Below are 23,304 nucleotides of genomic sequence, written 5' to 3'. Positions count from 1 at the left end.
TTTGGAGCAGGGACTTGAAGTCTGATATTTAGCCACATAGAGGGGGCCAAAACGAAGGAAATGACAACCCTTGGGATAGGAAGGAACACCCCAAAGATATGATGGGTCTTTGGGGGAAATGTTATCTGTAATGGCCTAGTTGTCTCAGATATAACTGTATAATATTTTCTAACCCATAATAAATGGCGTCACATATTAAGGCATGACCAATAGATACTTCATCAATATAAGTTATGCTTTCTTTCAGGTAAGACAGGTTGTCCAGGTCAAGATCATGGCCTGCATTTAAGCCCAAATCCAGATTTTTTGCAAGGTCAGCAGCTTTAAGATATGGAGCAATGGCAGCTTCCTTATTGCTGTGATATCCCTTGGCGTAGGCCTCAGTGTATAACTCGATCCTATCTGTTTCAACCTTGGCAGCCCCTTCAATCATTTTTGGAACAGGGTCTATGAAAATGGAAGTACGTATGCCCTCCTTTTTAAGGTCAGAAATTATTTCTGTTAGAAACGATTTATTTTTGATGGTATCCCAGCCGGCATTGGAAGTTAGTACGTCAGGAGCATCAGGAACCAGTGTCGCCTGTGCTGGCTTAACCTTTTTCACCAGTTCCATATAGCGGTCATCGGGGTATCCCTCGATATTGAACTCTGTAGTTACGACTTTTGCCAACTCTATAACATCATTATACCTGATGTGCCTTTCATCAGGTCTTGGATGAACGGTAATTCCTTGAGCACCAAATCTTTCACAATCCAGCGCCACTTTAACTACATCAGGGTTGTTACCACCTCTTGCGTTTCTTAGTGTGGCGAATTTGTTGATATTTACGCTTAACCGGGTCATTCCTTTTTTGAATATTTATAACTTTGCTATCATTTATTGCAAATTAACAAATTGAAATTTAAACGCTAATCATATGGGGCTGAAAGAAACAATTGATCAAGAGATAAAGAAAGCTATGTTGGCCAAGAAGAAGGACGAGCTTACAGCGCTAAGGTCGATTAAGTCGGCTATACTTTTGGCAGAAACAGAAAAGAGTGTAGGTTCTTCTCTGGCTGAAGATGCCGAGTTGAAATTGCTGACTAAAGCTGCTAAACAGAGAAAGGACTCGGCAGACTTATATAAAAAGGAAGGACGTGGAGACTTGGCTGAGAAAGAGCTTTTCGAATTGGAAGTGATCAACAGGTTTTTACCAAAGCAATTATCTGAAGATGAAATTAAGAATGAACTTGTTAAAATTATAGACACGGTACAGGCCTCAGGCCCTCAGGACATGGGTAAAGTAATGGGCGTTGCTACTAAAGAGCTTGCAGGGAAGGCTGATGGAAAAGTGATTTCAGGTATTGTTAAAGAACTTCTCAATAAGTAATTGAATACTCTCGATATTATCCTACTTGTGCCACTTGCATATGGCGCGTACCGTGGGTTTAAAAAGGGATTTCTGCTGGAAGTTATTGCTATTCTTGCTTTTGTGCTTGCTGTTATCGGTGGGTTTAAGCTGTTACATTTAGGTATGAACTTCCTTGATCAGCATTTTAATATCAGTGGTGAGTTGCTACCCTATGTGGCATTCATCCTGATTTTTATTGTGATTATTTTGTTGGTCAACCTTCTGGGAAAACTGGTTAAGAAGGTCGTTGACATGACCCTGCTGGGGTCTGTTGATAATCTTGCTGGAGCTATACTTTCAGTGTTGAAATGGGCTTTTGGTATAAGCATAGTGTTGTGGTTAAGCAACTCATTTGGAGTTGAAATCCCACACCTTTACACAGAGGAGTCATGGTTGTATCCATATATTTTGCCCTTTGCACCGGCTGTTGTAGAGCATTTTTCTGCTTTGGTTCCCTTTGCTCATGACCTTTTTGAGACCATAAAAAATATGTTACAGGGTGGTTCTACTTCTTGATAATTTTGACTCCTTTACTTACAATCTGGTAGATTATTTTCAGCAGTTGGGGGTAAAATGTGAAGTAATTCGAAATAATGTCCCTTTGGAAATGATCACTTCCGGCGACTATAAGGGGCTAATTATATCTCCAGGCCCAGAGATACCTCAAAAGGCCGGTAATCTTATGAAGGTATTAGACTATTATCATCAAAAGCTTCCCGTTATTGGGATTTGTCTTGGACACCAGGCAATTGGAGCTTTTTTTGGTTCAAGACTTGTAAAAGCTGCTAAACCAATGCATGGGAAAATTTCCAAGATCACATTGGAAGAAGACGTCCTTTTTGACGGCTTACCCAAAAAAATAAGCGTTGTAAGGTATAATTCGCTCATTGTTCAAGAAGAAATAGGGGGGGCGACAAAGGCAATAGCTTATGCTGAAGATGGTGAAATTATGGCATTACGACATGAAAAGTTGCCAATATGGGGTGTGCAATTTCACCCCGAAGCTGCTTTGACAGAATACGGGTTAGATATTTTAAAAAATTGGCTAACTTATAATCAGATAACAGTATAATTGCTCAATTTTGTTTACTTTGTAGCAAGCACATTAAGACAATTATGGCTCTAACTATAAGAGAAGAAAAAGAATTTAAGTATATAGATGAAGGTAGCGGAGAAGTTCTGTTGTTGCTTCACGGCTTGTTTGGCGCGCTAAGCAATTGGGAAGGCGTAGTGAATAGTTTTAAGGATAAGTATCGCGTTGTTATACCGCTGCTTCCTATTTATGATATGCCTTTGAAGCAAGCAGGACTTGAAGGCTTAAAGAACTTTCTGGAAAAGTTTGTGGCTTTGAAGGGCTTGAATAGCATGACTTTGATAGGAAACTCTTTGGGGGGACATGTTGGGTTGATATACACACTTAGTAACCCTGAAAAGGTTAAAAGCCTTGTTTTGACGGGTAGTTCCGGTTTGTTTGAAAACTCTATGGGCGGTTCATTCCCTAAAAGAGGTAGCTATGATTATATCAAGGAAAGAGTAGCTTACACTTTCTATGACCCGGCAACAGCAACAAAAGAGTTGGTTGATGAAGTGTTTGAGACAACAAAAAGCATTCCTAAGTGTTTGAGAATTGTGGCTATTGCCAAATCTGCTCAGCGACATAATATGGCTAAGGAAATACAAAGAATAAAACAGCCCACATTACTAGTTTGGGGGCTCAATGATACGATCACTCCACCGATGGTTGCACATGAATTTAATAAACTGATACCAAATTCTGAGCTTCATTTCATTGATAAATGTTGCCACGCACCAATGATGGAACACCCTGAAAAGTTTAACGATATACTTAATAAGTTTTTAGATGCTAAACGTGATGATAGCCGAGGAGCTGATTAACCATATGATCCCACCTTTGAAGCCAAAAGATTCTGCCAAGAAGGCAAGACTCTGGATGGAAGAATTGCGGTGTAATCAACTACCGGTAGTGGAGGATGAGAAATTTCTTGGCCTTGTATCAGAGGATTTAATACTTGAGGCAAATGATGCCGAAAAAAACATAGCAGATTTTGATTTGATGGGTAAACGATGTGTCGTTTATGGTAGCTCTCATTTTTACGATGTTATTAAGATAGCTTCAGATAACAGTGTTCAAATGGTTGGGGTATTGAATAATGAAGGAAAATATATAGGAGTTATAACCGTTCAGGATACAATAACATCCTTTGCACAGTCGGCAGCCATTCAAATCCCCGGAGGTATACTCGTGCTATCTATGAACCAGATTGATTACTCTCTGGCTGAGATTAGTCGATTAATTGAAGAGAATAATGCTAAAATTTTAAGTAGCAGTATTAAAGAAGATGAACTGGATCCGTCCAAATTGAAGTTGACATTAAAAGTTAACAGACTTGACCTCACCCCCATAGTGGCCACACTTGAAAGGTTCGGATACAAACTTATTGCAAGATTTCAGGAAACCAAGGTGCTTGATGAAGAAAAGGGCAAAATCGATATGCTCTTAAAATACCTTGATATATAGTTTATGAAGTTTGGAATTCACGGCAAAGAGTTCGATAAAGAAACTATTCCTTACATAAAGGAAGTGTTTCGGGAGTTGAGCAAACGTAAAGCAGAAGTCGTCATTTCGGAGGCTTTTGAGGATCATTTGAAGCAAAACCATATTGATACGGGAGATTTTATCACTTATGAGGAAAAGGATAATCTCGATTATATGGACTTTATGCTAACTCTGGGTGGGGACGGCACCTTGCTTGAAGCGTTAACCCATGTGGGAAAAACCGAAGTTCCTCTGTTGGGAATTAATACCGGCAGACTTGGTTTTTTGGCTACAACGGCTAAACAGGATATATGCAATGCTATAGATTGTCTGTTTGCTTCCTGCTATGATTTTGATCGACGGACCTTGATACAGCTTAAGTCTGAGGGTCTTTTTGACGGTCTGAACTTTGCATTAAATGATTTTACGATCCTAAAGAAAGATACTTCTTCCATGATCGTTGTACATGCATATATTAACGGTGAGTTTCTGAACTCGTATTGGGCTGATGGTATTATTGTATCTACTCCTACGGGCTCAACCGGTTATAATATAAGCTGTGGGGGGCCACTGGTGCTTCCCCAGTCAAATAATTTTATAATAACACCTGTAAGTCCCCATAACCTTACAGTTAGGCCTATTGTTGTTCCTGATGACTCTGAGTTATCTTTTACAATTGAAGGGCGAAGTAAGAATTTTCTTATATCATTAGACTCAAGGTTTGAAATTGTAGATGATTCAGTTAGACTCAAAGTAGTTAAAGAAGATTTTAAAGCGAAACTGGTAAAATTGAAGGAGAATAACTATTTTAAGACTCTACGTCAAAAACTCAATTGGGGACTTGATGTAAGGAACTAATTTTTTGTTTGTGAAATTAATGTTTACTTTTGTCTGATTTCTAGTATTATTTACTATTAGAACTAGCTAAATGCCTTTGAAATGAAAAAAATTTTTGTCGGCTTGATATGTTTTGTGATTCTCTCTGCAGGAGCAGATTCCGTTTATGGTCAGCTTAATAGAAAGCAGGTTAGGAAAAACAATAAGAGAATTTCAACCTTCAGAGGTAAAAAAACATGGTTTGGCAAGGAGAAGCGCTATAACTATGTAGGGATTTCTTTAAACGCGCTTAATTATTTTGGGGATTTGGCGCCTTTGTCTAATAGAGTCAGCACCGATATAGCTTTCACCCGTCCGGGAATCGGAGTTTTTTGGGGGCATAGGTTCGGTCCGTTCTACACGCTTAGAGCCTCTTTTACTTATGGAGCAATTCGTGGGGACGATTTTGAGTCGGCCGATCCTAACGATGAAGATGCAAAGTTTAGGTACATCCGAAACCTACACTTTCGTAATAGAATAAAGGAATTGACGGTAGTGGGAATGTTTGACCTTTTTAAAAATGAGTCGTCATATATAAGTCGTGTACAATGGACTCCATATGCGTTTGTTGGTCTGACTTTGTTTCATCACAACCCTCAAGCTTTTGTGCCTGAAGATAGTGGACTTCCTGAAGCAGGCACATGGGTTGATCTGGAGCCTCTGGGTACCGAAGGTCAACATTCTGATCTAGACGCAACCGCAGCTAATGCTGGCATAGAACCTTACAACAAGTTGCAAATAGCAATTCCTGTCGGTATTGGTATAAGATACAGACTAAACCAAGTACTTGACCTGTCTTTTGAAAGTAGTGTTAGGTATACATTTACGGACTATCTGGATGATGTAAGTCAAAACTACGTAGATCCAAGTGTTTTTGGAGATAATGAACTTGCTAAACTAATGGCTGATCTTTCTCAAGTGGAAACAGCTCCGGTGTCTGGAGATGCAAGAGAGTTAGACAACCCAAACATTCAGGAAATATATAATAACAAAGTAACCGTCAATGGGGAGACTAAAGTTGCAGGCTACGGTTTTGAGCATCCGGAAAATCTTCGGGGTAACAAAAATGAAAACGACCTTTATTTCGTTACGACTATTAAAGTAGCATTTATTATAGGAGCTACTTTCAGAAGAGCGAAATTCAGATAATATGGAGAATAAAATTGCAAATATTACAGGGAAAGCACTTCTATGCTTTCCCGTTTTTGTATTTATATGGCTTATAGGGTTGAGAACTGTTATAGCCCAAGAGACCGAAGTAGGCTTTGGTTTAGGTGGATTTAAGTATTCCGGAGATCTTTCTCGGGGTATTAACCTCAAATCAATTAAACCGGCCGGAACAGTTTTCTTTAGATCAAATATCAGTAAAGCTGTTAGTTTTAGAATTGCCGCCACGGGAGGGAAACTTGCTGGCAGTGATGAAAAAACTCCTATCGATCTGTTTGCTGAGAACAGAGATCGTAGTTTCGATATCTTTCTATTTGAGGCTTCTACTGTTTTTGAATATCATTTCTTGAAATGGAGAGAAGAGTCAACCCTTATCCGTTGGACTCCATACTTCTTTGGTGGATTTGCCATATTCGGTATTTCAGGAGAGTCGGAAAAACCTGAGGAGTATAGCAATATTCAGCCAGCATTACCGTTTGGGTTTGGATTTAAGTATGTGCTAAACCCGAAGTGGTATTTGGGGGCAGAATTTGGTGCTAGAAAGACTTTTTTCGATTATTTGGATAATGTTAGTAGCGGAGATGGAACGATAAAAGATTATCAATATGGAAATAGATTTGATAGTGATTTATACTATTTCATGGGCTTGAGTATTACTTATTCATTTTACAACATTCCTTGTCCTACCAGTCCGTATAAGAAAAATTACCGAAGAAGGTAAAAAGGAACCTTAAAATAAGCATTTTTACATAAATCGGGTTAATTTTGCATCCCTGTGTCTATATCTAATGAAAATATTATAATGGATTCATTGCCGAATCACATTGCTATCATAATGGATGGTAACGGTCGATGGGCCAAGAATAAAGGTGCTGCCAGAATTTTCGGTCATAAGAATGCTATTAAGGCAGTTCGTGAGGTTACCGAAGGTAGTGCTGAGTTAGGAATTAAATACTTGACCCTCTACGCATTCTCCACCGAAAACTGGGGGCGCCCAGTCGAAGAAGTAACGGGGCTTATGCAGTTGCTTGTCTCCACAATTAAAAAGGAACTAAAGACGTTACAGAAGAACGATGTAAAGCTAACCACTATTGGTGATACAGAGACACTGCCAAAAGGATGTCGAAAAGAATTGGCTGAGGCGATGGAGCTCACTAAAAACAATAAGGGGCTAACCCTCGTACTAGCACTAAGTTATAGTGGACGTTGGGAAATATTAGAGGCAGTTAGGCGCTTGGCAAGTGACGTGAAATCAGGAGATCTGGATATAAAGGATATAGACAGCCCCATTTTTGAATCCTATTTAGGTACTAGTGGCATTCCTGACCCTGAACTGTTGATAAGAACCAGTGGAGAGATGCGTATAAGTAATTTTTTGTTGTGGCAGATGGCATACACGGAAATATATTTTACATCAAAATTATGGCCTGATTTCAGGAAAGAAGACCTGCGCGAGGCGATTATTTCATATCAAAAGAGAGAAAGAAGATTTGGTCGAATTAGTGAACAAGTGAAATCCTGATTAATGAAAAGAATATCTGTTTTTTTAATTTTTTGTTTTTTTATAGCCACTTCTCTGAATGCCCAATTCAGAAAACGAGGCAATGCCCAGGATGACAGTGGCTTGAACTATTCAAATCCACAAGAGTATGTTATAGCGGGTATCGAGGTTACGGGACTCAAGGTGTTGGATAAAAATGCTCTTATCTCACTATCAGGTCTAAAAGTCGGGGACAAGATCAAAGTACCCGGTGATGATATCAGTGGAGCTATTCGTAAACTCTGGAAGCATGGGTTAGTGGGTAATGTAGCCATAACCATTGACAGGATCGAGGACGATCAGGTTTATTTAAATATTGAGCTTTCAGAGAGGCCAAGACTTACGGGCTTCACTTTTGAAGGGGTGAAAAAGGGCAGGGAGTCTGATCTACGTGAAGACCTTAACTTAATAAGAGGTAGGATTCTTTCAGATGCCATCATCAGGAATACAGAATTAACTGTAAAAAATCACTATGTGAATAAAGGGTTTCTTAATGCTGAAGTGAAAGTAATACAGCAGGTAGATACGGTTAACAGGGATGGTGTAAAACTGAAGATAGAGGTTGACCCAAAATCAAAAGTTAAAATCCATAAAATCAACATCATTGGTAATGAGGAGTTCTCAGACAATCGACTAAAAAAGAAAATGAAGTCAACCCATGAAAAAGTTCGCTTTGCACTGTTTAAGCGATCTGCGGAGCTTGTTATGGGGGTTAGTCCTAAAAATGTAAAGAGCTTTATAGATTCCTCATATGATGTTTCTGGAGAAGAGTTAAAAGAGTATATTAATGATAATATTAAGCTAAACTTCTTCAACTCTTCTAAGTTTATCAAATCAGACTATGAAGTAGATAAAGATGCGATAATTGCTTTCTATAACTCCAAGGGTTACAGAGATGCGGAGATTGTATACGATACTATTTACAGGCATGATGATAATTCCGTCAATATTGATATTCAGGTTAATGAGGGGCGTAAATACTATTTTGGAGATATAATCTGGACAGGAAACTTTGTCCACACCAGTGAAACACTCAATAAAATACTGGCGATAGAAAAAGGAGATGTTTATAACAAGGAGCTCATAGACCAAAAACTCACCTTTAACCCGAAGGGTCCGGATATTAGCGGACTTTACATGGACGACGGCTATCTGTTCTTTAGAGTTACGCCGGTAGAAGTTGCTGTTAATGGAGATTCTATAAATGTGGAAATGAGAATTTATGAGGGTGAGCAGGCAACAATAAAAGATATCATTATATCAGGAAACGACCGTACACGCGACCATGTAATACGTAGAGAACTATATACTATACCCGGCCAGAAGTTTAGCCGAACTGATATCATAAGAACGCAACAGAGATTATCTCAAATGGGTTATTTCGACCCTGAACAAATTTCACCTACGCCAATTCCTAACCCTGCAGATGGCACAGTTGATATTGAATGGAAGCTCGTTGAGAAATCCAGTGACCAGATTGAATTATCAGGAGGCTGGGGAGGTCAACTAGGCTTTGTAGGTACATTAGGCCTTGTACTTAATAACTTCTCTTTACGTAATATGCTGAAAGGTAAATTTACTCCTATTCCTGTAGGTGATGGGCAAAGGTTGTCAATGAGAGTTCAGGCAACAGGTCGACAGTATCAAAGCTATTCATTCTCTTTTACTGAGCCATGGCTAGGAGGAAAGAAACCTAATTCACTTTCAGTAAGTCTTAACTATTCTATTCAAAGACAAAGAGTTGCTGAAGATAGAGATGGCGATCCTACAAATGGCAACGAGTACTTTCCGTCATATGGAGATTTTAATGCATCTCTTAGCGTAAAAGGGGTGACTGTTGGTCTTGGTCGCAGACTGGAATGGCCTGACAATTACTTTACACTTACAAATTCACTTTCTTATTTGGTTTATGAGTTGGATAACTATGGCACCAGAGGTTTAGGTTTTTCTAATGGAAGTGCTAACAGTATTGCATTCAATACTACATTGGCGAGGAATAGCGTTGATAACCCTATGTATCCTACAGGAGGGTCAAATATATCTTTAAGTGCTACATTTACTCCTCCTTATTCTTTGTGGAGAGACCTTGACTATGATAATGTATCTGCGGCAGAAAAGTATAAGTGGATTGAGTATCATAAATGGATGTTTGATGCTCAATATTACCTGAGCCTGGTGGGTAAGTTAGTGTTGGAAGCAAAAGCTAACTTTGGATATATAGGCTCTTATTCTAATGAAGCAGGGGTTGGGCCATTCGAACGCTTCTATGTGGGAGGAGATGGTTTGGCAGGTCAGAACTTCTTGCTAGGTACTGAGGTTATTGGCTTGAGGGGTTACGAAAACAATTCAATTACACCGCCTTATACCAGCACCGATATTAATGCTATTAGAGGTGGTATTGTTTATAATAAATTCTCTATGGAACTTAGGTACCCTGTTACAACAGGTCAGGCAGCTACTATTTATGGCTTTGTGTTTGGTGAAGCAGGTAATAATTTTGGGTCGTATGAAGAGTTTAATCCTTTTGAGAATTACAGATCTGCAGGGTTCGGAGCAAGAATTTTTATGCCGGCCTTTGGGTTGATTGGTGTTAACTGGGGATATGGTTTTGATACCTTGCCTGGTGCGACAGAAAGAAGTGGGCCGCAGTTCCATTTTACTATTGGTCAACAAATACGATAAAGTATGAAAAGGATATGGATTTTTTTTCTGGCACTATTTTCGATTGTTAATGTTTATGCGCAGAAATTTGGTTATGTAGATACCGACTATGTTCTAAATAAAATGCCGGAATATAAGGAAGCGCAGCAAGAAATTGATAAGCTTTCTAAGGGTTGGCAAGAGGAGATAAAGGAGCTGTCAGGGAAGATCGAGTCAATGTATAACGAGTTACAAGCGGAAGAGGTACTATTAACGGCAGAGATGAAGAAAGATCGCCTGGCAGAGATAAAGAAAAGAGAGGATGAACTGAAGGCTTATCAAAAAAAGATTTTTGGTTTTGAAGGGCTCTTTTTTCTTAAAAAGAAAGAATTAGTAAAGCCAGTGCAGGATAAGGTTTTTGATGCAATAGAAAAGGTATGTAAGGACCAACGCCTGGCGATAATGTTTGACAAGGCAGGAGACCTTGTGATGATATATACGGATCCCAGGCACGACTATACAGATTATGTGTTGGACGAGTTAGGCCTTGGCGACCCGAATGATGTAATTAAGTAAAATGTTTAATTAATAAATACCATGAGAAACAAATTATTATTAACGGTAATAGCACTTACTTTTTTTTGTCTTGCGGCTGTTCAGGCACAATCCGCCTTAAAAATTGCCTACGCTGATGTAGATTATATTTTGAGCCAAATGCCTGAAGCTAAGCAAGTGGAGTCTGAACTTAAGGCTCACAATACCCAATTGCAGAACCAGCTTCAAGCTAAGTATCAGGAATACCAACAAAAGTTGCAAGCCTATCAGCAAGGAGCTGCTACCATGGTAGATGCCATCAGGCAGGAGAAAGAAACGGAATTGGCTCAGCTTGAGCAGAGAATACAGAAATTCCAGCAAGATGCTCAAAGCTCTATGCAAAAGAAGTCTACAGACCTGATGCAGCCTCTTTATACCAAAGTGGGTAACAACATTGAGGCAGTAGCAAAAGAAAATGGTTATGCTTATGTGCTTAACGGACAAGTAGGTGGAATAGATGTTGTTCTTTATGCAGATGAGAAATACGATATCAGTGATCTTGTTTTGAAGAAAATGGGAATCACACCCTCTTCGAACTAAATAAAAAATACTAATGGTGTAAAGCCCTTCTAATTTTGAAGGGCTTTTTTATTTTAGAGGCATGCTTAAACGACCGGAATTATTAAGAACTGGAGATAAGGTGGGAGTAGTGGCTCCCTCACGGGTAATTACAGAAATACAGATGGCTAAGGCCTTTGAAGTTTTTGGTGAGTGGGGTTTGGATGTAAAGCGAGGCGAGTCCTTGCTTGCCAAGGATGGGTATTTTGCCGGCTCTGATGATCAAAGAAGGTTGGACTTGCAACACATGATTGATGACCCGGAAATAAAGGCAATCTTTTGTGCTAGGGGAGGGTATGGAATGACCCGTATTATCGACCAGGTTGACTTGAGCAATGTAGAGAAACGACCTAAATGGATCATTGGCTTTAGTGATATTACAGCTTTGCACCTCGCATTAAATGCACAAGGGGTAGAGAGTATACATGGCCTTATGCCCGTTCAGTATGATTACATGGGGGTTGAGGAATCTCTCTCATCGCTGAAGCAGCTCTTATTTGAAGGAGCTCTTAACTATGAAGTAGCACCGGATGCAATGAATAAAGAGGGTGAGGTAGTAGCGGAGGTGATCGGAGGAAACCTTTCTTTGGTGGCAGAAAGCTTGGGTACAGATACAGAAGTGGCAACCGAAGGAAAGATACTGCTGCTGGAAGAGATCGATGAGTACCTGTATAAAATTGATAGGATGTTTATGCAACTGAGACGGTCTGGTAAACTAAGAAATCTTGCTGGAGTGATCATTGGAGATTTCTCGCAGATGAAAGATACACAAATCCCCTTTGGTAAATCAGTTTTGGATTTGATCGCAGATCATTTTAAAGATTTGGATATACCGGTTGCCTATAATTTTCCTGTTGGCCATGAAGCAAAAAACCTCGCTATTCCTATAGGGAGAGAGGTGAGGCTGGAGGTGCTTAAGGATGTTGTTCGGTTGAGTAATGTACTTTAATTAGTCTCTACTAAAGCCTCAGAGATTGTCTCCTTACTATTATCTGAAAGGTCTAGCTTCAATGCCATTTCCTTTCCTTTGGCGGACATCTTACCCCATGTCTTCCTGAGTATATCCAGTATCTTGTCATGCGGATGCTGTGCTGCGAAATCTTCGAAATAATATTGTAAAAAAACTAAGCAGGCTACATCTTCCAGCTTGCTGGTTGCTTTGTCAGTTTTTAGTTTCTTTTTAATGACCATGTCGGCTACGCTATCGATATCCTTTGATTCATAGTTATACTTTTGCATGATATCTCGCAATAGAGATCCATGCATAAGCTTGAGTTGGGTTCGCCAAGCCAGGTAGCCTTTTCGATCCATAGGATAATCTTCCCTTGGGATTGCCCACCTTTTGATATGCTGGCCTCGTGCTGCTATTTTTAATAACTCATTGGCGCCATCGTCATATGCTTCCAGCATCTGGCTCATTCGCAGGCTGTATAAATATTCCTTCGGAAGAGATTCTCCATCTAGTACTTCTATCCTAGGATCCTGCTTATTAATGCTGTCTATAGCTGTTATTACCGCTGAATATCTTGTCATGCCTTTTGTATTCTAATGAGCGTAAGTTTCGAAAATCAGGTTAATACACTTATCCTTGGCTTTGCGTGGTGTAAGTGCTGCGACCTTCCCTATAATAATAACAGCCGGAGACTTTATATGCAAGTTTTTGACCCTACTTACTATTTTCTAAGTGGCTGAACACCTATTTCTGATTTTCATAAGTATCGTTTTGAATGATTCCCAGCGGTTCATATTCATCCTCATCAATACAATGATTGTGGCTGATGATTGTGTTGTGCAGGTCATGTCTTTTGAAAATGATCCGTTTATGCTTGTCTTCTTACTACACAAAAACCCTAATTTAGCTCCCTTTTGGCTTAGCATATTCCAGTTCTTCACGTCTACGACCAAAAACAAATGGATCATATATAGTTTCATATATCAACGATCATAACATTAATATAGATCTGTTGGTACTGATGTAAACTTTGCCTACGCAGATTTTGATGATGTTATATTAAGTAGTAAATCGTTGGCGCGCTCATAGAGTTAAGCCATCTCATGCTATGAGAGCCTTGAAGAACATGCGAATGTCTATCAATGTGAAAACTGTCTTACTCTATAACGAAGAGTATGGAAATTTAACAGCGTGTATTGAACCAGGAACGCCCTTTGAGGAGTTACCGGAAAGCTCTAAGTACTCCCTTTGTTGAAGAGATAAAATACTTTATAAAAGTACCTGGCACTAGCTTAGACTTTTCCATACCCTCCGCCTCCGGGTGTTTTAACTATAAGTTTATCGCCAGCATTTAGCTTTCTGCTGTCAATCCCTTTGAGCACTTGTTTTGTGCCTGATTTAGTCATTATGAATTGTTCACCACATTCTCCTTTTTCACCTCCTTCAAGGCCATAAGGTTTTTGAATTCTATGTTGGGAAAGAATAGTCATCTCCAGTGGTTTGAGGAATGTTATTTCTCTGATTATACCGTCCCCTCCATGCCATTTACCATTACCACCTGAGTCTTTTCGGATCTCAAACTTATTCAGTCTTACTGGGTAACGCCATTCCATAATTTCGGGGTCTGTAATACGTGTGTTGGTCATATGTTGATGTACCGCATCTTGCCCGTTAAAGCCTTTGCCTGCACCAGTTCCGCCGCATATAGTTTCGTAATAGCCAAAGGTATCATCTCCAAATAACAGGTTATTCATGGTGCCCTGACTGCAGGCAGATAGATTTAGTGCTTTAAGTAGTGTATCTGTGAGCCGCTGGCTAATTTCTGTATTTCCACCAACCACAGCAGGGGGAGGATTGAGGTGCTCAAAATCGGGGTTGAGTATGCTGTAGGGTATCTTTATCTTAACATTTTGAAGAAGACCTTCATTTAAAGGCAGGTCTTCATCCATGAGTAGCCGGAGTACATAAAGTACTACACTAGTTACTATGGCTTCAGTGGCATTAAGGTTTTTATGGTGAACTTCACCTGTCCCCGCAAAGTCAAAGGTTATTTTATCTTTATTAATATCAATCGAGACTTGAAGTTTGCTACCATCATCAAGCAATTCTGTAGCAGTAAAAGTTTGGCCATATAGTGGTACAACTTTTTGTAACAGCTTGCTGCTTACATAATCTTTGAGCATGTACATATGTTGCTTGACCTCTTGGATAGAATAAACGGTGCATAAGTTTTTTAGTCCGTTTATTCCAGCTTGTAATGCAGCTACACCACCCTTAAGGTCAGCAATATTTTCATCTACTGCACGAGAAGGGTAAGCTGCATTGTTAAGCATGTCTTTGATCTCATCCCAATAATAAACCCCATTTTGGGCCAGATAACGAGGTTCAATGATCACGCCCTCTTGGTCTAGTTGAGTCGCATCTATTGGCATGGAGCCAGGAGTTTTACCCCCTATTTCAGCATGGTGTGCTCGATTGGCAACGTAGCCTACAAGTGCTCCGTTTTCAAATGCCCCACTGATAAGGGTGATATCAGGCAAATGTGATCCTCCATAAGCCGGATGGTTAGTAATGATCACATCACCTTCCTCAATGGGCAGTTGCTCCCTGACCTTTCTTACACAAATACCCATGCTTCCCAAGTGTACAGGTATATGTGGCGCATTTACAATTAGCTCGCCAGCTGCATCTAGTAATGCACAGGAAAAATCGAGCCGTTCTTTAACGTTTACAGAAAAGGAGGTTCTTTCCAGTAAGGCTCCCATTTCTTCAACTATGCCGATAAACCTGTTTTTGAAAAGCTCGATACTCGCCGCCTCAGGTGTTGAGATTTTATTTTGATCCGAGGTGCCGGAGGCTTTATTCATGATCGCGTGGTTATTCCTGTCCAGAAAAAACTGCCAGTTCATTTCAACAAAAACGGTACAATTTTGACTGACTATAATGGCTGGTCCATGGATGCGTGCACCAGGCTTAAGTTCTTCCCAAATGTAGACATCGGCTTCCTTCCAGCCATTATTAGTTAGACATTGCTGGGTACCAATGGCCTTAGGTGTATATTCCGAGTCACTAACATCAGCCGTGATATCTGTAGTTTTTTTTGATGACGCTATAAGCTTGATGGACTCGACCTCGATCGATTGCCCTTCCAGCCAATGACCATAGATTTTTTCATATGCGTGTTTAAAATCCTGATAGTAATCTCCATCCTCACACACTTCAATTTCGACTGTGTTTTCCTGCCCACGATAACGTAAATAGGCCAGTTTCTTTTTTATATGAATACTCTCTTTTGCGATACCTTGTTTTTGCAACCTTGAATAGGCGCGTTCTTGCAGTTCCGCCCACCACTCGCTCATGTGATTTAGTGCAGTATTTAAATTCATCAACAACTGTTTCTCTGCAAAAGCCTCAATATCTGCTTCGCTGATGCCATATGCACTAAGGAGGCCAGCATCATAAGGAATGAGAATAGACGGGATGTCCAAAAGCTCGGCAATAGCACATGAATGCTGTCCACCAGCCCCACCATAGGTTACCAAAGTATAGTTTTTCGGTTCATAACCTTTTCTTACGGATACTTTCTTGATGGCTTCCGCCATCTTTTCATTCGCTATAGCCAGGAAAGAGTTTAGCAGTTCAGATTTATCTGGTCTGCTGCCGCTTAGGCGTAATGCATCCATAATATCTTTCAATGCATCTTCAGCACGTTGTTTATTTAGAGGAATGCTAAAGTTTTTTTCCTCCAGCCTGCCACAAAGCAAATTAAGGTCTGTTATAGTAAGGGGCCCTCCTGCACCATAACAGGCCGGGCCGGGCATGGCACCTGCGCTTTCCGGTCCAACCGTGAGTACGCCTTGGGTATATGAACAAATCGAGCCACCACCCGCGGCGATTGTTTCTATAGACAGGCAAGGGCTAAGGATGTGGGCGTCCCCAACTTTGGTTTCATACTGATAGTCATAGCCAGCATTGTAAACAGCTACATCTGTACTTGTGCCACCCATATCAAAAGTGAGAATTTTGTCGAAACCAGACTTTTCTGCAACGGTTTTGGCCCCCACTATTCCTCCCGCAGGTCCACTTAAAAGGCTATCCTTGGGAGTGAAAAGTTTGGAGTTAACCACTGCGCCGGCACTAGTCATGACATGTAGCCTGCCGGTTAGTATGTATTTTTCTATACCTCGTATATAACTGTCAATAATAGGTAACAGGTAAGCATTAGCAATAGCAGTTTCCGCTCTTGGTAAGATTTTGATGTTAGAAGATAGTGAAGAAGAGCGACTGACATACTCAAAACCATTATTTAGTAAGAAACTTTCAAGCTCCTTTTCATGAGTGGGGTTTTTGTAACTGTTCATGAATGCTATTGCAACTGACACATTCTTTTGTGCTGATGTCAATATACTTTTAAAGCTATCATGATCAATCTCTTGTATAATATTGCCATCTCTGTCTATCCTTTCATTTACCTCTATAACATTTTTATAAAGCGGATCGGGTTTAATAATGTTTAAAGCAAAGAGCTCTGGTCGCTGCTGATTTCCAATGCGGATAAGGTCTTTAAACCCTTGAGTGGTGATGAATAATACGTCGGCGCCTTTCCTTTCCAGCAGGGCATTGGTTCCTCTGGTGGACCCAAGCCTCATAACTAGTGCAGGCAACGGAGTGTTTAGAGGGGTTGAAGTTAGAACTCTCGCTGCTAGCACGGGCACTTCTTCGTTTGAAGAGATCTGAAATTCGGTGGTTTTGTCAATTTTTATGGGAGACTGAAGTCTTATAATACTTTCATTCAAATCTACATGCTTTACCAATGATTTTTCGCCACTCCCCAGTACCTCAAATTCAAAGTCTTTAAAGATATCATCTTGTATATGCCAGTTAAAGAGGCCTTTGAATGTGCGGTCGTCTAGTTGTTTAATAATCAACCCCCTTAGGTTGCTACTGCTAAGAATTTTTAGCCTCTTTAAATGGCCGTTAGGAGAGAGTCCCAGGCAGTCGGTAAACGTTCCCCCTGTGTCTATTGAAATTTGCCACATAGTAGTTTGACTTTGATAGAAAGATAACAAGCGTTGAATAAAATAAGCTTCTTATAATTATTAAATTTAGAACGGAAGCAAATGGTTAAGATAAATGCGATTGATTTTAAAATTATTTCCTTGGTTGATTATCCTTCTTCTGGGAGGTTGGGTTTATGTAACTCTTATGTCTGATGAAAAGGCGGAAACCATAATCAACAGAAGTACTATACTTCAGGAGGTAGAGGCCTTGGGTAAGTTAGAGTTGGTAAAGTATAATTTTAAGGAAATAACAGAAGTTACTGAGGTGAGCAAAGAGTATTTCAGGTTATTTAAGTTAGGTCCTGATTCCAAAATAGCATTGATCAGTGAGGGGCATGCTGTCGGTTGCATTGATTTAACCAAGATCAGGGAAAGTGATTTGATATTGGAAAATGATACCCTGTTTGTTAATCTACCCTCTCCTGAGATCTGTTATTATAAGTTGGATATGGAGAAGACTCGCATTTACTCTTTACAAACTAACCCTATGAAGGATGAGAAGAGCTTTATTCAAAAAGCTTATAAACATGCTGAGAGGGAGATTAAGGTTTCCGCTTTGAATTCAGGAATATTGGAGCAAACCCGTGAAAATGCTGAAATAATATTGAAGCCATTATTGGAGCAGGTAAGTGGACATAAAGTTATACTGAAGACTAAGATGGAGGAAGTGCAAATAGACCTAAACTAATTCGAAATACTGAAGGAGTGCGTATGATCCTAAAATCAGAAAGACAATGCCTGGTATAAGCTTGACGAATTCACTCTCTGCTATGATGGGGCGCAGTTTTTTGGCTAACAAAGCCAACAAGGCCAGTAGGAAAAATGTCCCTACGGATATTCCCAGAACATAAACAAATACCTGATCAACGGTTTCCAGGTTGATCCATCCTTGATGATTAAGGTAAGCCGTGACGCCTATCCAGAAAGGTATGGCTAATGGGTTTAATAAGCTGATAATTACACCCTTCCTAAATCCGCTATTCCGAATAGTTTCCATTATTTTGGATGGAGATTTTTTCTGAGGCCAAAGGTTAACCACTCCGAGCAGGAGCATAACTGATGCAGCAATAAGCTTGAAGTTATTGATGATTACCGGTGATGATGTAATCCAGCCTTCAAACTGTACCGCAATGAAAGCATAAGGGTATTCAATGAGTGCTGCTGCCAGCGCAAATCGCAGTGCTGCACTTAACCTGCTATCCAGAGACAGCTGGATGACACTCAGGTTAATAGATCCAGGAGGGATAGAACCTAAAAAGCTGAAAATAAACGCTATCGAGAAAATTAGTGTCAATAGATACGCTATAACTTACTTTATGGCTTTTATCCTTTTATATTCAGACCAGCCTTGTTTTACGGAAAGATAAGGAACTCCCAGCTTATGATTGGCCGTACTGATCTGATAAAGTACTTTCCAGTGATGAAATAATACCCGGTAACCTTCTCTAAGAGAAAAACCAGGATGATATATATGTGAGGGCTCAGCACCAGCCCCATTTAATTCCATGATCTTCACCTTTCCTGCTTTTATGTCTTCTAAAGATGCAGCCCTGAGGTCGAACCTTCCATAAAAAAAGCCATCAATCTGGTTGGAAATGCTGTCATAGGCGTTTTCAAGTTCATCACAAATAATGTGGTTTCCGTTGAGGAATTTGGTCCCTTTGCAGTGATTTCCAATGGAAATAAGTTCTTTGACTTCGCCAGGGTTGAGTATGGTGTTAAGCTCATCCTTAAATTTGATTTTAAGTGAGTCCCACTGCAGTTTGGCTCGGTCATTATTGAGTATAAGTGCTTTAAGTGCATCCCTGCCATTGCCCGTTACCTGAAGCATTTCTTTTAAAACGACAGAGCTTACTTTTCCATGCCTTTCCTGCGGATGTTTGTAATAAAATACACCTGCTTCTACAGGCAGATCAATATATTCTTGAACAATAAAACCCGTGGGACTACTGTTTGAGTAGGTTTTGAGGCTGTTAGTGTCGGTGATTTTTTCGACTCTCCAGCCTCGCTCTCCGATATCTGGCTTACATATGATCGGAAATGATAAGCCGTTATCCTTCATTTTTTCAACAATCTTATATATAGAAGCCTTAGGGCGAAAATAGAAAGTCTTTGGAACTAGGGCAGACGGGATCTTGGTTAGTATCTTGTATTTCGATTCGCCTAATAATCCACCATTTTCTATGCCGGGGTTAGAAGCAGTAAAGAAGAGCATGGATCGAGCCTTTATGGACAACCATGCCCAATAGCCAAAAATGGGTAAATAAACAATTTCAAATGGCCAATACTCCCAACTGCGAACCCGGATAAGAAAATTGCTTCTCCACAACCTGTTAAACCAACTCATACTTCCAAATTAAATTAATATCTACTTGTTGGAAGCCAACTTAGCTTTTTGAAATTTTATTGTTGAAATAGCAACACCAAAATGTGCCGGCAGCTTTATGTATCCAGCGACCTCTTTCACTCCTATTTTTATTATAGCCATATGGTGGATAGCATGTTCTATATTATAAGCCAACTCTCGAAGAAAGTTGGTTTCAATGAACTCAACATGATCATTATTAAACGAATAGTTGGCAACTAACTTCATTTCTTTGTTTCCATTATTCGATGTGAAAAAATCAGAAAGCTCATTTATAATATTCAAAGCCACAAGTTTATCTGTTTCCATCAACTGATCGTGGTCACGGTTGTCATAGTTAATGATGCCAGAAGCGCCGTTGTTTTTAAGGCAGATGAAAAATTCCAGCGTGTGTCTTATATGCTGTCCAATGGTAGAGTTATTTAAAGTTGACACTTCCTTACTGAAATCTTCCTCCTTTATATCTCTGACCACAATTGATAATTGGTCAAGAATATCTTTACAGGCATCAATTAAATTCATCTTTTTCAAATAAGTCAAGGATCAAAGATAATAAGAAAATGTGCTTTGCGAAGCACATCTTTTCTTCAAATGGTTAATCCACAGGTTATTGAGCTATTTTTTCCCAATTAGCGCTTGCCGATTTTAACAGTGATTCCTCATTTTTGTTCCAGTCATTAAGCGTATTGTAACCGTTGAAATTGTAGAACAGGTAAAGCTTACCCCCTTTTATTTTATATGTTTCAGGGTTTACTTTCACTTTTTTCCCTGATTTCCCAATGGCGTATGCACACCAGCCGCCATATTCAGGGATATACTTTTGAGGGGTCTTGGCAAACTTTTGAAGGTTCTCTTCAGTGGAAAACAAATAGGTTACCTCATTGTGGGTATGGCTTAGTGACTCATCCCCTTTTTTTGGGGTATTGGCAAAGTAACTTACCGGGTCATACCCATCAATAGCAACACCCTTTTTAGTGTTAAAATGTTTATCATTTTGCGAGAAACTGTTCCCCGCAGCGATAATTATTATAATAAATGTAATTATAGTTCTCATATCAGGTTGAACTGCTATGAGTATAGCAAGGTTTCAGAAACATGCCATACTGTCGTCTATGATACATTTTACAGATCACGGATAAGAGTCCAAACCAGATTAGGCTCATACCCTTTTTGGATTAGAAAAGTAGCTATCTTTTTCCCTATTATGTACTGGTTTTCGCCGGTTATGGAGGACTTTTTCTTTTCCAAAAGTTGATGAAGCGTTATCTGGTAGTCTTCATCATCAATCTCTGCCAGAGCACGGTTGATACAGTAGTCTGATATTTTAAGGGCCTTTAGGTGGTGGGAGATTTTTACCTTGCCCCATTTTTTCATTCTAAATTTTCCACCGGCATAATGAATGGCAAACCTCTCTTCATTGATAAAGCCTTCGGTGATGAGGTCGGCGAGGATGTCTTCAACTTCATCGCAATGCAGTCCTAGATCAAATAACTTGTCACGAACCTGTTGCTGGGTCCTTTCCTGATAAGCGCAGTAGTCTGCAGCCTTAAGTTTTGCTTCTTTTATTGTTAAAGGTTGCTTCTTTTTCATTTTACCGTTCACTGTTTGTAGGCTTTCCTTGTTCACCGCTCATGGTTATTAGGGAAATGGGTCATACCAACAGTGAACGGTGAGTTGAATTAAGACTTTATCAGGCCTTTTCGTTTTAGTATACTTTCAACGAATTTCCTGTCATTGTCATTATTGAATATCTTATAAGGCAAATGAATAAGCTGAGCTTTATTAACCACCAACACAAAATGATCTTTTGCTACATTGGCTTTTTTTATTTGATCCCACTTTATAGGCATGCCCTGACGGGCATTAAGCTTTACCAAAATTTGTTGGCTGTTGATTTCATATGCCAGCTTTTCAAAGAGCATTTTGGTTTGCTCAAGTTGTGTAACTCCTGCAAACTGGATGAGCCAGAATAATATATAAAGTACCAATGCTATACCTGCTCCGATAAACCACCATGCATTGGGAATCCATAAATATCCGGCACATATGGCCAAGGCAATTAAAAACACCCACCACTGCTGCTTTAGTACATTTTTTAATGCCAGTTTAATATAAGTACTACTTTCAAGTTTGTACTTCTTAGTTTTTACGATCATAATCTATTTTAAATTATTTAGGAACAATGATAAAACAATGAAATGAATATTAGTGTGAATAACACAACTTCTAAAAAGATAACGATTATGTTTTTCTTGCCTTTCAATACTACATGGCCTTGAGGCTGATATCCATACTTTTAACTGAATGGGTTAGTGCGCCTACGGAAATGAAATCGACATCACATTCAGCTACCTCGCGGATATTTTTTTCAGTAATACCCCCACTGGCTTCGGTTTGATATTTACCATCTATGATTTTTATAGCATCCTTCATTACGGAAGGGATCATGTTGTCGAGCATAATTATATCAACACCACCTACTTTCACAACCTCTTTAACTTCCTGAAGGTTTCGGGTTTCTATTTCAATCTTGAGGTTACGGTCTGTATCAGCCAGGTAATTTTTAGTGGCTTTAACGGCTTTGGCAATTCCCCCGGCAAAATCAATATGATTATCCTTAAGCATAATCATGTCATATAGACCAAAGCGGTGGTTAGTTCCACCCCCGATAGCTACTGCCCATTTTTCTGCAATCCTGAAATTAGGAGTAGTTTTTCTGGTATCGAGAAGCTTGGCTTTTGTACCCTTTATTAATGCAGTCATTTCATGGGTATATGTAGCAATACCACTCATACGCTGCATACAGTTCAATATCAGTCTCTCACAAGTAAGTATGGATCGGGCAGAACCTTCTACGGTTAAACCAATATCTCCTTTTTTAACACTGTCTCCATCCTGGATCAGCGTTTTGACCTTAAGTGTATTATCAAATTGGGCGAAGATTTTTTCTGCCAGAGAAATACCCGCAATAATACCGTCATCCTTAATTAAAAGCTGAGCTTTACTTTTGCTTTCTGCCGGAATAGCTGCTAAGGAAGAGTGATCTCCGTCACCTACGTCCTCGTTTAATGCTTCCGAAATAAACTTATTAATAGCCTGCTCAGACAAATAGCTTAATTCCATCCTGCAAAAATAAAAAAAGCACTGATTAAACAGTGCTTATAATATGCTAAATGGTTTGTCTTGTGTTATTCTTTTATAAAGCTTATCTCATGGATTAGGTATTTACTCCCCGTATCCTTAATTCTTACCCAAACCCTGTAGGTGTCTCCTTTTGAGATATATTGACCTATTGCATAGGGTAAACCTCCTTTAGACGCACCTTGATGAACAATAGTAAAACTGGAGGGTGGGTTGTTTTTGAAAAAGTCTTTTAAGACGTACTCTGCCTGGGTTTTGCTATAACTCTGCATGTTACCATCGAGGGTAACGTCTACGCTTTGGTTTAAAAACTTGGCAATTTCTTTTGAACTTCCTGTTTTAATTGCCTCTTTAACGTCATTGATAATCTCTCCTTGTGCAAAGCCAAGGTTGGTAATTAAAAGCACAAAAGCGACACTTAGTAATATTCTTCCCGTTATGAATTTCATATTTGTGGTTAATT

At 39.6% G+C, this 23,304-nt stretch carries 25 protein-coding genes; 14 read left to right on the top strand and 11 right to left on the bottom strand.

The window, feature by feature from the left end; translation table 11 throughout:
* Window positions 1–121: 121 nt before the first annotated feature.
* A complete protein-coding gene (locus JMN32_RS25690) occupies window positions 122–844 on the bottom strand; it encodes a pyridoxine 5'-phosphate synthase (RefSeq protein ID WP_202859277.1) in 723 nt (240 codons plus the stop codon).
* A gap of 73 nt (window positions 845–917) precedes the next feature.
* On the opposite strand from JMN32_RS25690, the gene JMN32_RS25685 reads away from it, so the two are divergent.
* From JMN32_RS25685 to JMN32_RS25625, 13 genes are all read left to right on the top strand, one after another.
* A complete protein-coding gene (locus JMN32_RS25685) occupies window positions 918–1,370 on the top strand; it encodes a GatB/YqeY domain-containing protein (protein WP_202859276.1) in 453 nt (150 codons plus the stop codon).
* Window positions 1,371–1,907, top strand: coding sequence for a CvpA family protein (locus JMN32_RS25680; protein WP_202859275.1), 537 nt, complete (start codon window positions 1,371–1,373; stop codon window positions 1,905–1,907).
* The gene (locus JMN32_RS25675) at window positions 1,891–2,463 is read left to right on the top strand and encodes an anthranilate synthase component II (protein WP_202859274.1); all 573 of its coding nucleotides are present in this window, start codon (window positions 1,891–1,893) and stop codon (window positions 2,461–2,463) included. Before JMN32_RS25680 ends, JMN32_RS25675 begins: the two co-directional genes overlap by 17 nt.
* Window positions 2,464–2,507: 44 nt before the next feature.
* Window positions 2,508–3,287, top strand: coding sequence for an alpha/beta fold hydrolase (locus JMN32_RS25670; RefSeq protein WP_202859273.1), 780 nt, complete (start codon window positions 2,508–2,510; stop codon window positions 3,285–3,287).
* Window positions 3,253–3,930 carry a CBS domain-containing protein gene (locus JMN32_RS25665; protein WP_238354627.1) on the top strand — a complete coding sequence of 226 codons (678 nt, stop codon included), beginning with the start codon at window positions 3,253–3,255 and terminating at the stop codon, window positions 3,928–3,930. The genes JMN32_RS25670 and JMN32_RS25665 overlap by 35 nt, the downstream gene beginning before the upstream one ends.
* Before the next feature lie 3 nt (window positions 3,931–3,933).
* On the top strand, window positions 3,934–4,806 hold the full coding sequence (locus JMN32_RS25660) for an NAD kinase (RefSeq protein ID WP_202859272.1): 873 nt from the start codon (window positions 3,934–3,936) through the stop codon (window positions 4,804–4,806).
* A gap of 81 nt (window positions 4,807–4,887) precedes the next feature.
* On the top strand, window positions 4,888–5,973 hold the full coding sequence (locus tag JMN32_RS25655; RefSeq protein WP_202859271.1) for a DUF6089 family protein: 1,086 nt from the start codon (window positions 4,888–4,890) through the stop codon (window positions 5,971–5,973).
* A 1-nt stretch (window position 5,974) separates the two neighbouring features.
* Window positions 5,975–6,712 carry a type IX secretion system protein PorG gene (gene porG, locus JMN32_RS25650; protein ID WP_202859270.1) on the top strand — a complete coding sequence of 246 codons (738 nt, stop codon included), beginning with the start codon at window positions 5,975–5,977 and terminating at the stop codon, window positions 6,710–6,712.
* A gap of 114 nt (window positions 6,713–6,826) precedes the next feature.
* Complete coding sequence (locus JMN32_RS25645; RefSeq protein ID WP_238354640.1) at window positions 6,827–7,513, top strand: isoprenyl transferase; 687 nt, start codon at window positions 6,827–6,829, stop codon at window positions 7,511–7,513.
* 3 nt (window positions 7,514–7,516) lie between these two features.
* On the top strand, window positions 7,517–10,213 hold the full coding sequence (locus tag JMN32_RS25640) for a BamA/OMP85 family outer membrane protein (RefSeq protein ID WP_202859269.1): 2,697 nt from the start codon (window positions 7,517–7,519) through the stop codon (window positions 10,211–10,213).
* A gap of 3 nt (window positions 10,214–10,216) precedes the next feature.
* The gene (locus JMN32_RS25635) at window positions 10,217–10,747 is read left to right on the top strand and encodes an OmpH family outer membrane protein (RefSeq protein WP_202859268.1); all 531 of its coding nucleotides are present in this window, start codon (window positions 10,217–10,219) and stop codon (window positions 10,745–10,747) included.
* 21 nt (window positions 10,748–10,768) lie between these two features.
* A complete protein-coding gene (locus tag JMN32_RS25630; protein WP_202859267.1) occupies window positions 10,769–11,305 on the top strand; it encodes an OmpH family outer membrane protein in 537 nt (178 codons plus the stop codon).
* A 61-nt stretch (window positions 11,306–11,366) separates the two neighbouring features.
* Window positions 11,367–12,272 carry a S66 peptidase family protein gene (locus tag JMN32_RS25625; RefSeq protein WP_202859266.1) on the top strand — a complete coding sequence of 302 codons (906 nt, stop codon included), beginning with the start codon at window positions 11,367–11,369 and terminating at the stop codon, window positions 12,270–12,272.
* On the opposite strand, the gene JMN32_RS25620 is transcribed toward JMN32_RS25625, so the two are convergent.
* Complete coding sequence (locus JMN32_RS25620) at window positions 12,269–12,856, bottom strand: DUF4202 domain-containing protein (RefSeq protein ID WP_202859265.1); 588 nt, start codon at window positions 12,854–12,856, stop codon at window positions 12,269–12,271. The genes JMN32_RS25625 and JMN32_RS25620 overlap by 4 nt on opposite strands.
* A gap of 711 nt (window positions 12,857–13,567) precedes the next feature.
* Window positions 13,568–17,314, bottom strand: a complete 3,747-nt coding sequence (locus JMN32_RS25615; RefSeq protein WP_202859264.1) for a hydantoinase B/oxoprolinase family protein — start codon at window positions 17,312–17,314, stop codon at window positions 13,568–13,570.
* A 94-nt stretch (window positions 17,315–17,408) separates the two neighbouring features.
* Between JMN32_RS25615 and JMN32_RS25610 the strand changes: the two genes are divergently transcribed.
* Window positions 17,409–18,023: a DUF4230 domain-containing protein gene (locus tag JMN32_RS25610; RefSeq protein WP_202859263.1), complete on the top strand. Its 615-nt coding sequence runs from the start codon at window positions 17,409–17,411 to the stop codon at window positions 18,021–18,023.
* On the opposite strand, the gene JMN32_RS25605 is transcribed toward JMN32_RS25610, so the two are convergent.
* The 8 genes from JMN32_RS25605 to JMN32_RS25570 all read right to left on the bottom strand — a co-directional run bounded on the left by JMN32_RS25605 (window position 18,015) and on the right by JMN32_RS25570 (window position 23,290).
* Window positions 18,015–18,629, bottom strand: a complete 615-nt coding sequence (locus tag JMN32_RS25605) for a LysE family transporter (protein ID WP_202859262.1) — start codon at window positions 18,627–18,629, stop codon at window positions 18,015–18,017. The genes JMN32_RS25610 and JMN32_RS25605 overlap by 9 nt on opposite strands.
* Window positions 18,630–18,644: 15 nt before the next feature.
* Window positions 18,645–19,682, bottom strand: a complete 1,038-nt coding sequence (locus tag JMN32_RS25600; RefSeq protein WP_202859261.1) for an ATP-grasp domain-containing protein — start codon at window positions 19,680–19,682, stop codon at window positions 18,645–18,647.
* 21 nt (window positions 19,683–19,703) lie between these two features.
* Window positions 19,704–20,222: a hypothetical protein gene (locus JMN32_RS25595; RefSeq protein ID WP_202859260.1), complete on the bottom strand. Its 519-nt coding sequence runs from the start codon at window positions 20,220–20,222 to the stop codon at window positions 19,704–19,706.
* A gap of 85 nt (window positions 20,223–20,307) precedes the next feature.
* Entirely contained in the window at window positions 20,308–20,754 is a 447-nt protein-coding gene (locus JMN32_RS25590; RefSeq protein WP_202859259.1) for a YHS domain-containing (seleno)protein, read from the bottom strand.
* A 68-nt stretch (window positions 20,755–20,822) separates the two neighbouring features.
* A complete protein-coding gene (locus JMN32_RS25585) occupies window positions 20,823–21,290 on the bottom strand; it encodes a regulatory protein RecX (protein WP_202859258.1) in 468 nt (155 codons plus the stop codon).
* A gap of 89 nt (window positions 21,291–21,379) precedes the next feature.
* A complete protein-coding gene (locus JMN32_RS25580) occupies window positions 21,380–21,856 on the bottom strand; it encodes a YcxB family protein (RefSeq protein ID WP_202859257.1) in 477 nt (158 codons plus the stop codon).
* Between the two features lie 109 nt (window positions 21,857–21,965).
* The gene (nadC, locus tag JMN32_RS25575; RefSeq protein WP_202859256.1) at window positions 21,966–22,823 is read right to left on the bottom strand and encodes a carboxylating nicotinate-nucleotide diphosphorylase; all 858 of its coding nucleotides are present in this window, start codon (window positions 22,821–22,823) and stop codon (window positions 21,966–21,968) included.
* A gap of 65 nt (window positions 22,824–22,888) precedes the next feature.
* Complete coding sequence (locus JMN32_RS25570) at window positions 22,889–23,290, bottom strand: DUF4783 domain-containing protein (RefSeq protein ID WP_202859255.1); 402 nt, start codon at window positions 23,288–23,290, stop codon at window positions 22,889–22,891.
* Window positions 23,291–23,304: the final 14 nt, after the last annotated feature.

It is taken from the genome of Fulvivirga marina (genome assembly GCF_016775155.1).
Lineage (GTDB): Bacteria > Bacteroidota > Bacteroidia > Cytophagales > Cyclobacteriaceae > Fulvivirga > Fulvivirga marina.
The sequence above is the reverse complement of the archived record's forward strand: the minus strand, read 5'-3'. Positions and strand labels throughout refer to the sequence as shown.

Coding starts and splice junctions, on each gene's coding strand:
- JMN32_RS25615 (WP_202859264.1), bottom strand. CDS start 17,314: ATGTGGCAAATTTCAATAGACACAGGGGGAACGTTTACCGACTGCCTG.
- JMN32_RS25660 (WP_202859272.1), top strand. CDS start 3,934: ATGAAGTTTGGAATTCACGGCAAAGAGTTCGATAAAGAAACTATTCCT.
- JMN32_RS25625 (WP_202859266.1), top strand. CDS start 11,367: ATGCTTAAACGACCGGAATTATTAAGAACTGGAGATAAGGTGGGAGTA.
- JMN32_RS25580 (WP_202859257.1), bottom strand. CDS start 21,856: ATGATCGTAAAAACTAAGAAGTACAAACTTGAAAGTAGTACTTATATT.
- JMN32_RS25600 (WP_202859261.1), bottom strand. CDS start 19,682: ATGAGTTGGTTTAACAGGTTGTGGAGAAGCAATTTTCTTATCCGGGTT.
- JMN32_RS25620 (WP_202859265.1), bottom strand. CDS start 12,856: ATGACAAGATATTCAGCGGTAATAACAGCTATAGACAGCATTAATAAG.
- JMN32_RS25645 (WP_238354640.1), top strand. CDS start 6,827: ATGGATGGTAACGGTCGATGGGCCAAGAATAAAGGTGCTGCCAGAATT.
- nadC (WP_202859256.1), bottom strand. CDS start 22,823: ATGGAATTAAGCTATTTGTCTGAGCAGGCTATTAATAAGTTTATTTCG.
- JMN32_RS25690 (WP_202859277.1), bottom strand. CDS start 844: ATGACCCGGTTAAGCGTAAATATCAACAAATTCGCCACACTAAGAAAC.
- JMN32_RS25635 (WP_202859268.1), top strand. CDS start 10,217: ATGAAAAGGATATGGATTTTTTTTCTGGCACTATTTTCGATTGTTAAT.
- porG (WP_202859270.1), top strand. CDS start 5,975: ATGGAGAATAAAATTGCAAATATTACAGGGAAAGCACTTCTATGCTTT.
- JMN32_RS25640 (WP_202859269.1), top strand. CDS start 7,517: ATGAAAAGAATATCTGTTTTTTTAATTTTTTGTTTTTTTATAGCCACT.
- JMN32_RS25590 (WP_202859259.1), bottom strand. CDS start 20,754: ATGAGAACTATAATTACATTTATTATAATAATTATCGCTGCGGGGAAC.
- JMN32_RS25585 (WP_202859258.1), bottom strand. CDS start 21,290: ATGAAAAAGAAGCAACCTTTAACAATAAAAGAAGCAAAACTTAAGGCT.
- JMN32_RS25670 (WP_202859273.1), top strand. CDS start 2,508: ATGGCTCTAACTATAAGAGAAGAAAAAGAATTTAAGTATATAGATGAA.
- JMN32_RS25595 (WP_202859260.1), bottom strand. CDS start 20,222: ATGAATTTAATTGATGCCTGTAAAGATATTCTTGACCAATTATCAATT.
- JMN32_RS25610 (WP_202859263.1), top strand. CDS start 17,409: ATGCGATTGATTTTAAAATTATTTCCTTGGTTGATTATCCTTCTTCTG.
- JMN32_RS25570 (WP_202859255.1), bottom strand. CDS start 23,290: ATGAAATTCATAACGGGAAGAATATTACTAAGTGTCGCTTTTGTGCTT.
- JMN32_RS25665 (WP_238354627.1), top strand. CDS start 3,253: ATGCTAAACGTGATGATAGCCGAGGAGCTGATTAACCATATGATCCCA.
- JMN32_RS25630 (WP_202859267.1), top strand. CDS start 10,769: ATGAGAAACAAATTATTATTAACGGTAATAGCACTTACTTTTTTTTGT.
- JMN32_RS25685 (WP_202859276.1), top strand. CDS start 918: ATGGGGCTGAAAGAAACAATTGATCAAGAGATAAAGAAAGCTATGTTG.
- JMN32_RS25655 (WP_202859271.1), top strand. CDS start 4,888: ATGAAAAAAATTTTTGTCGGCTTGATATGTTTTGTGATTCTCTCTGCA.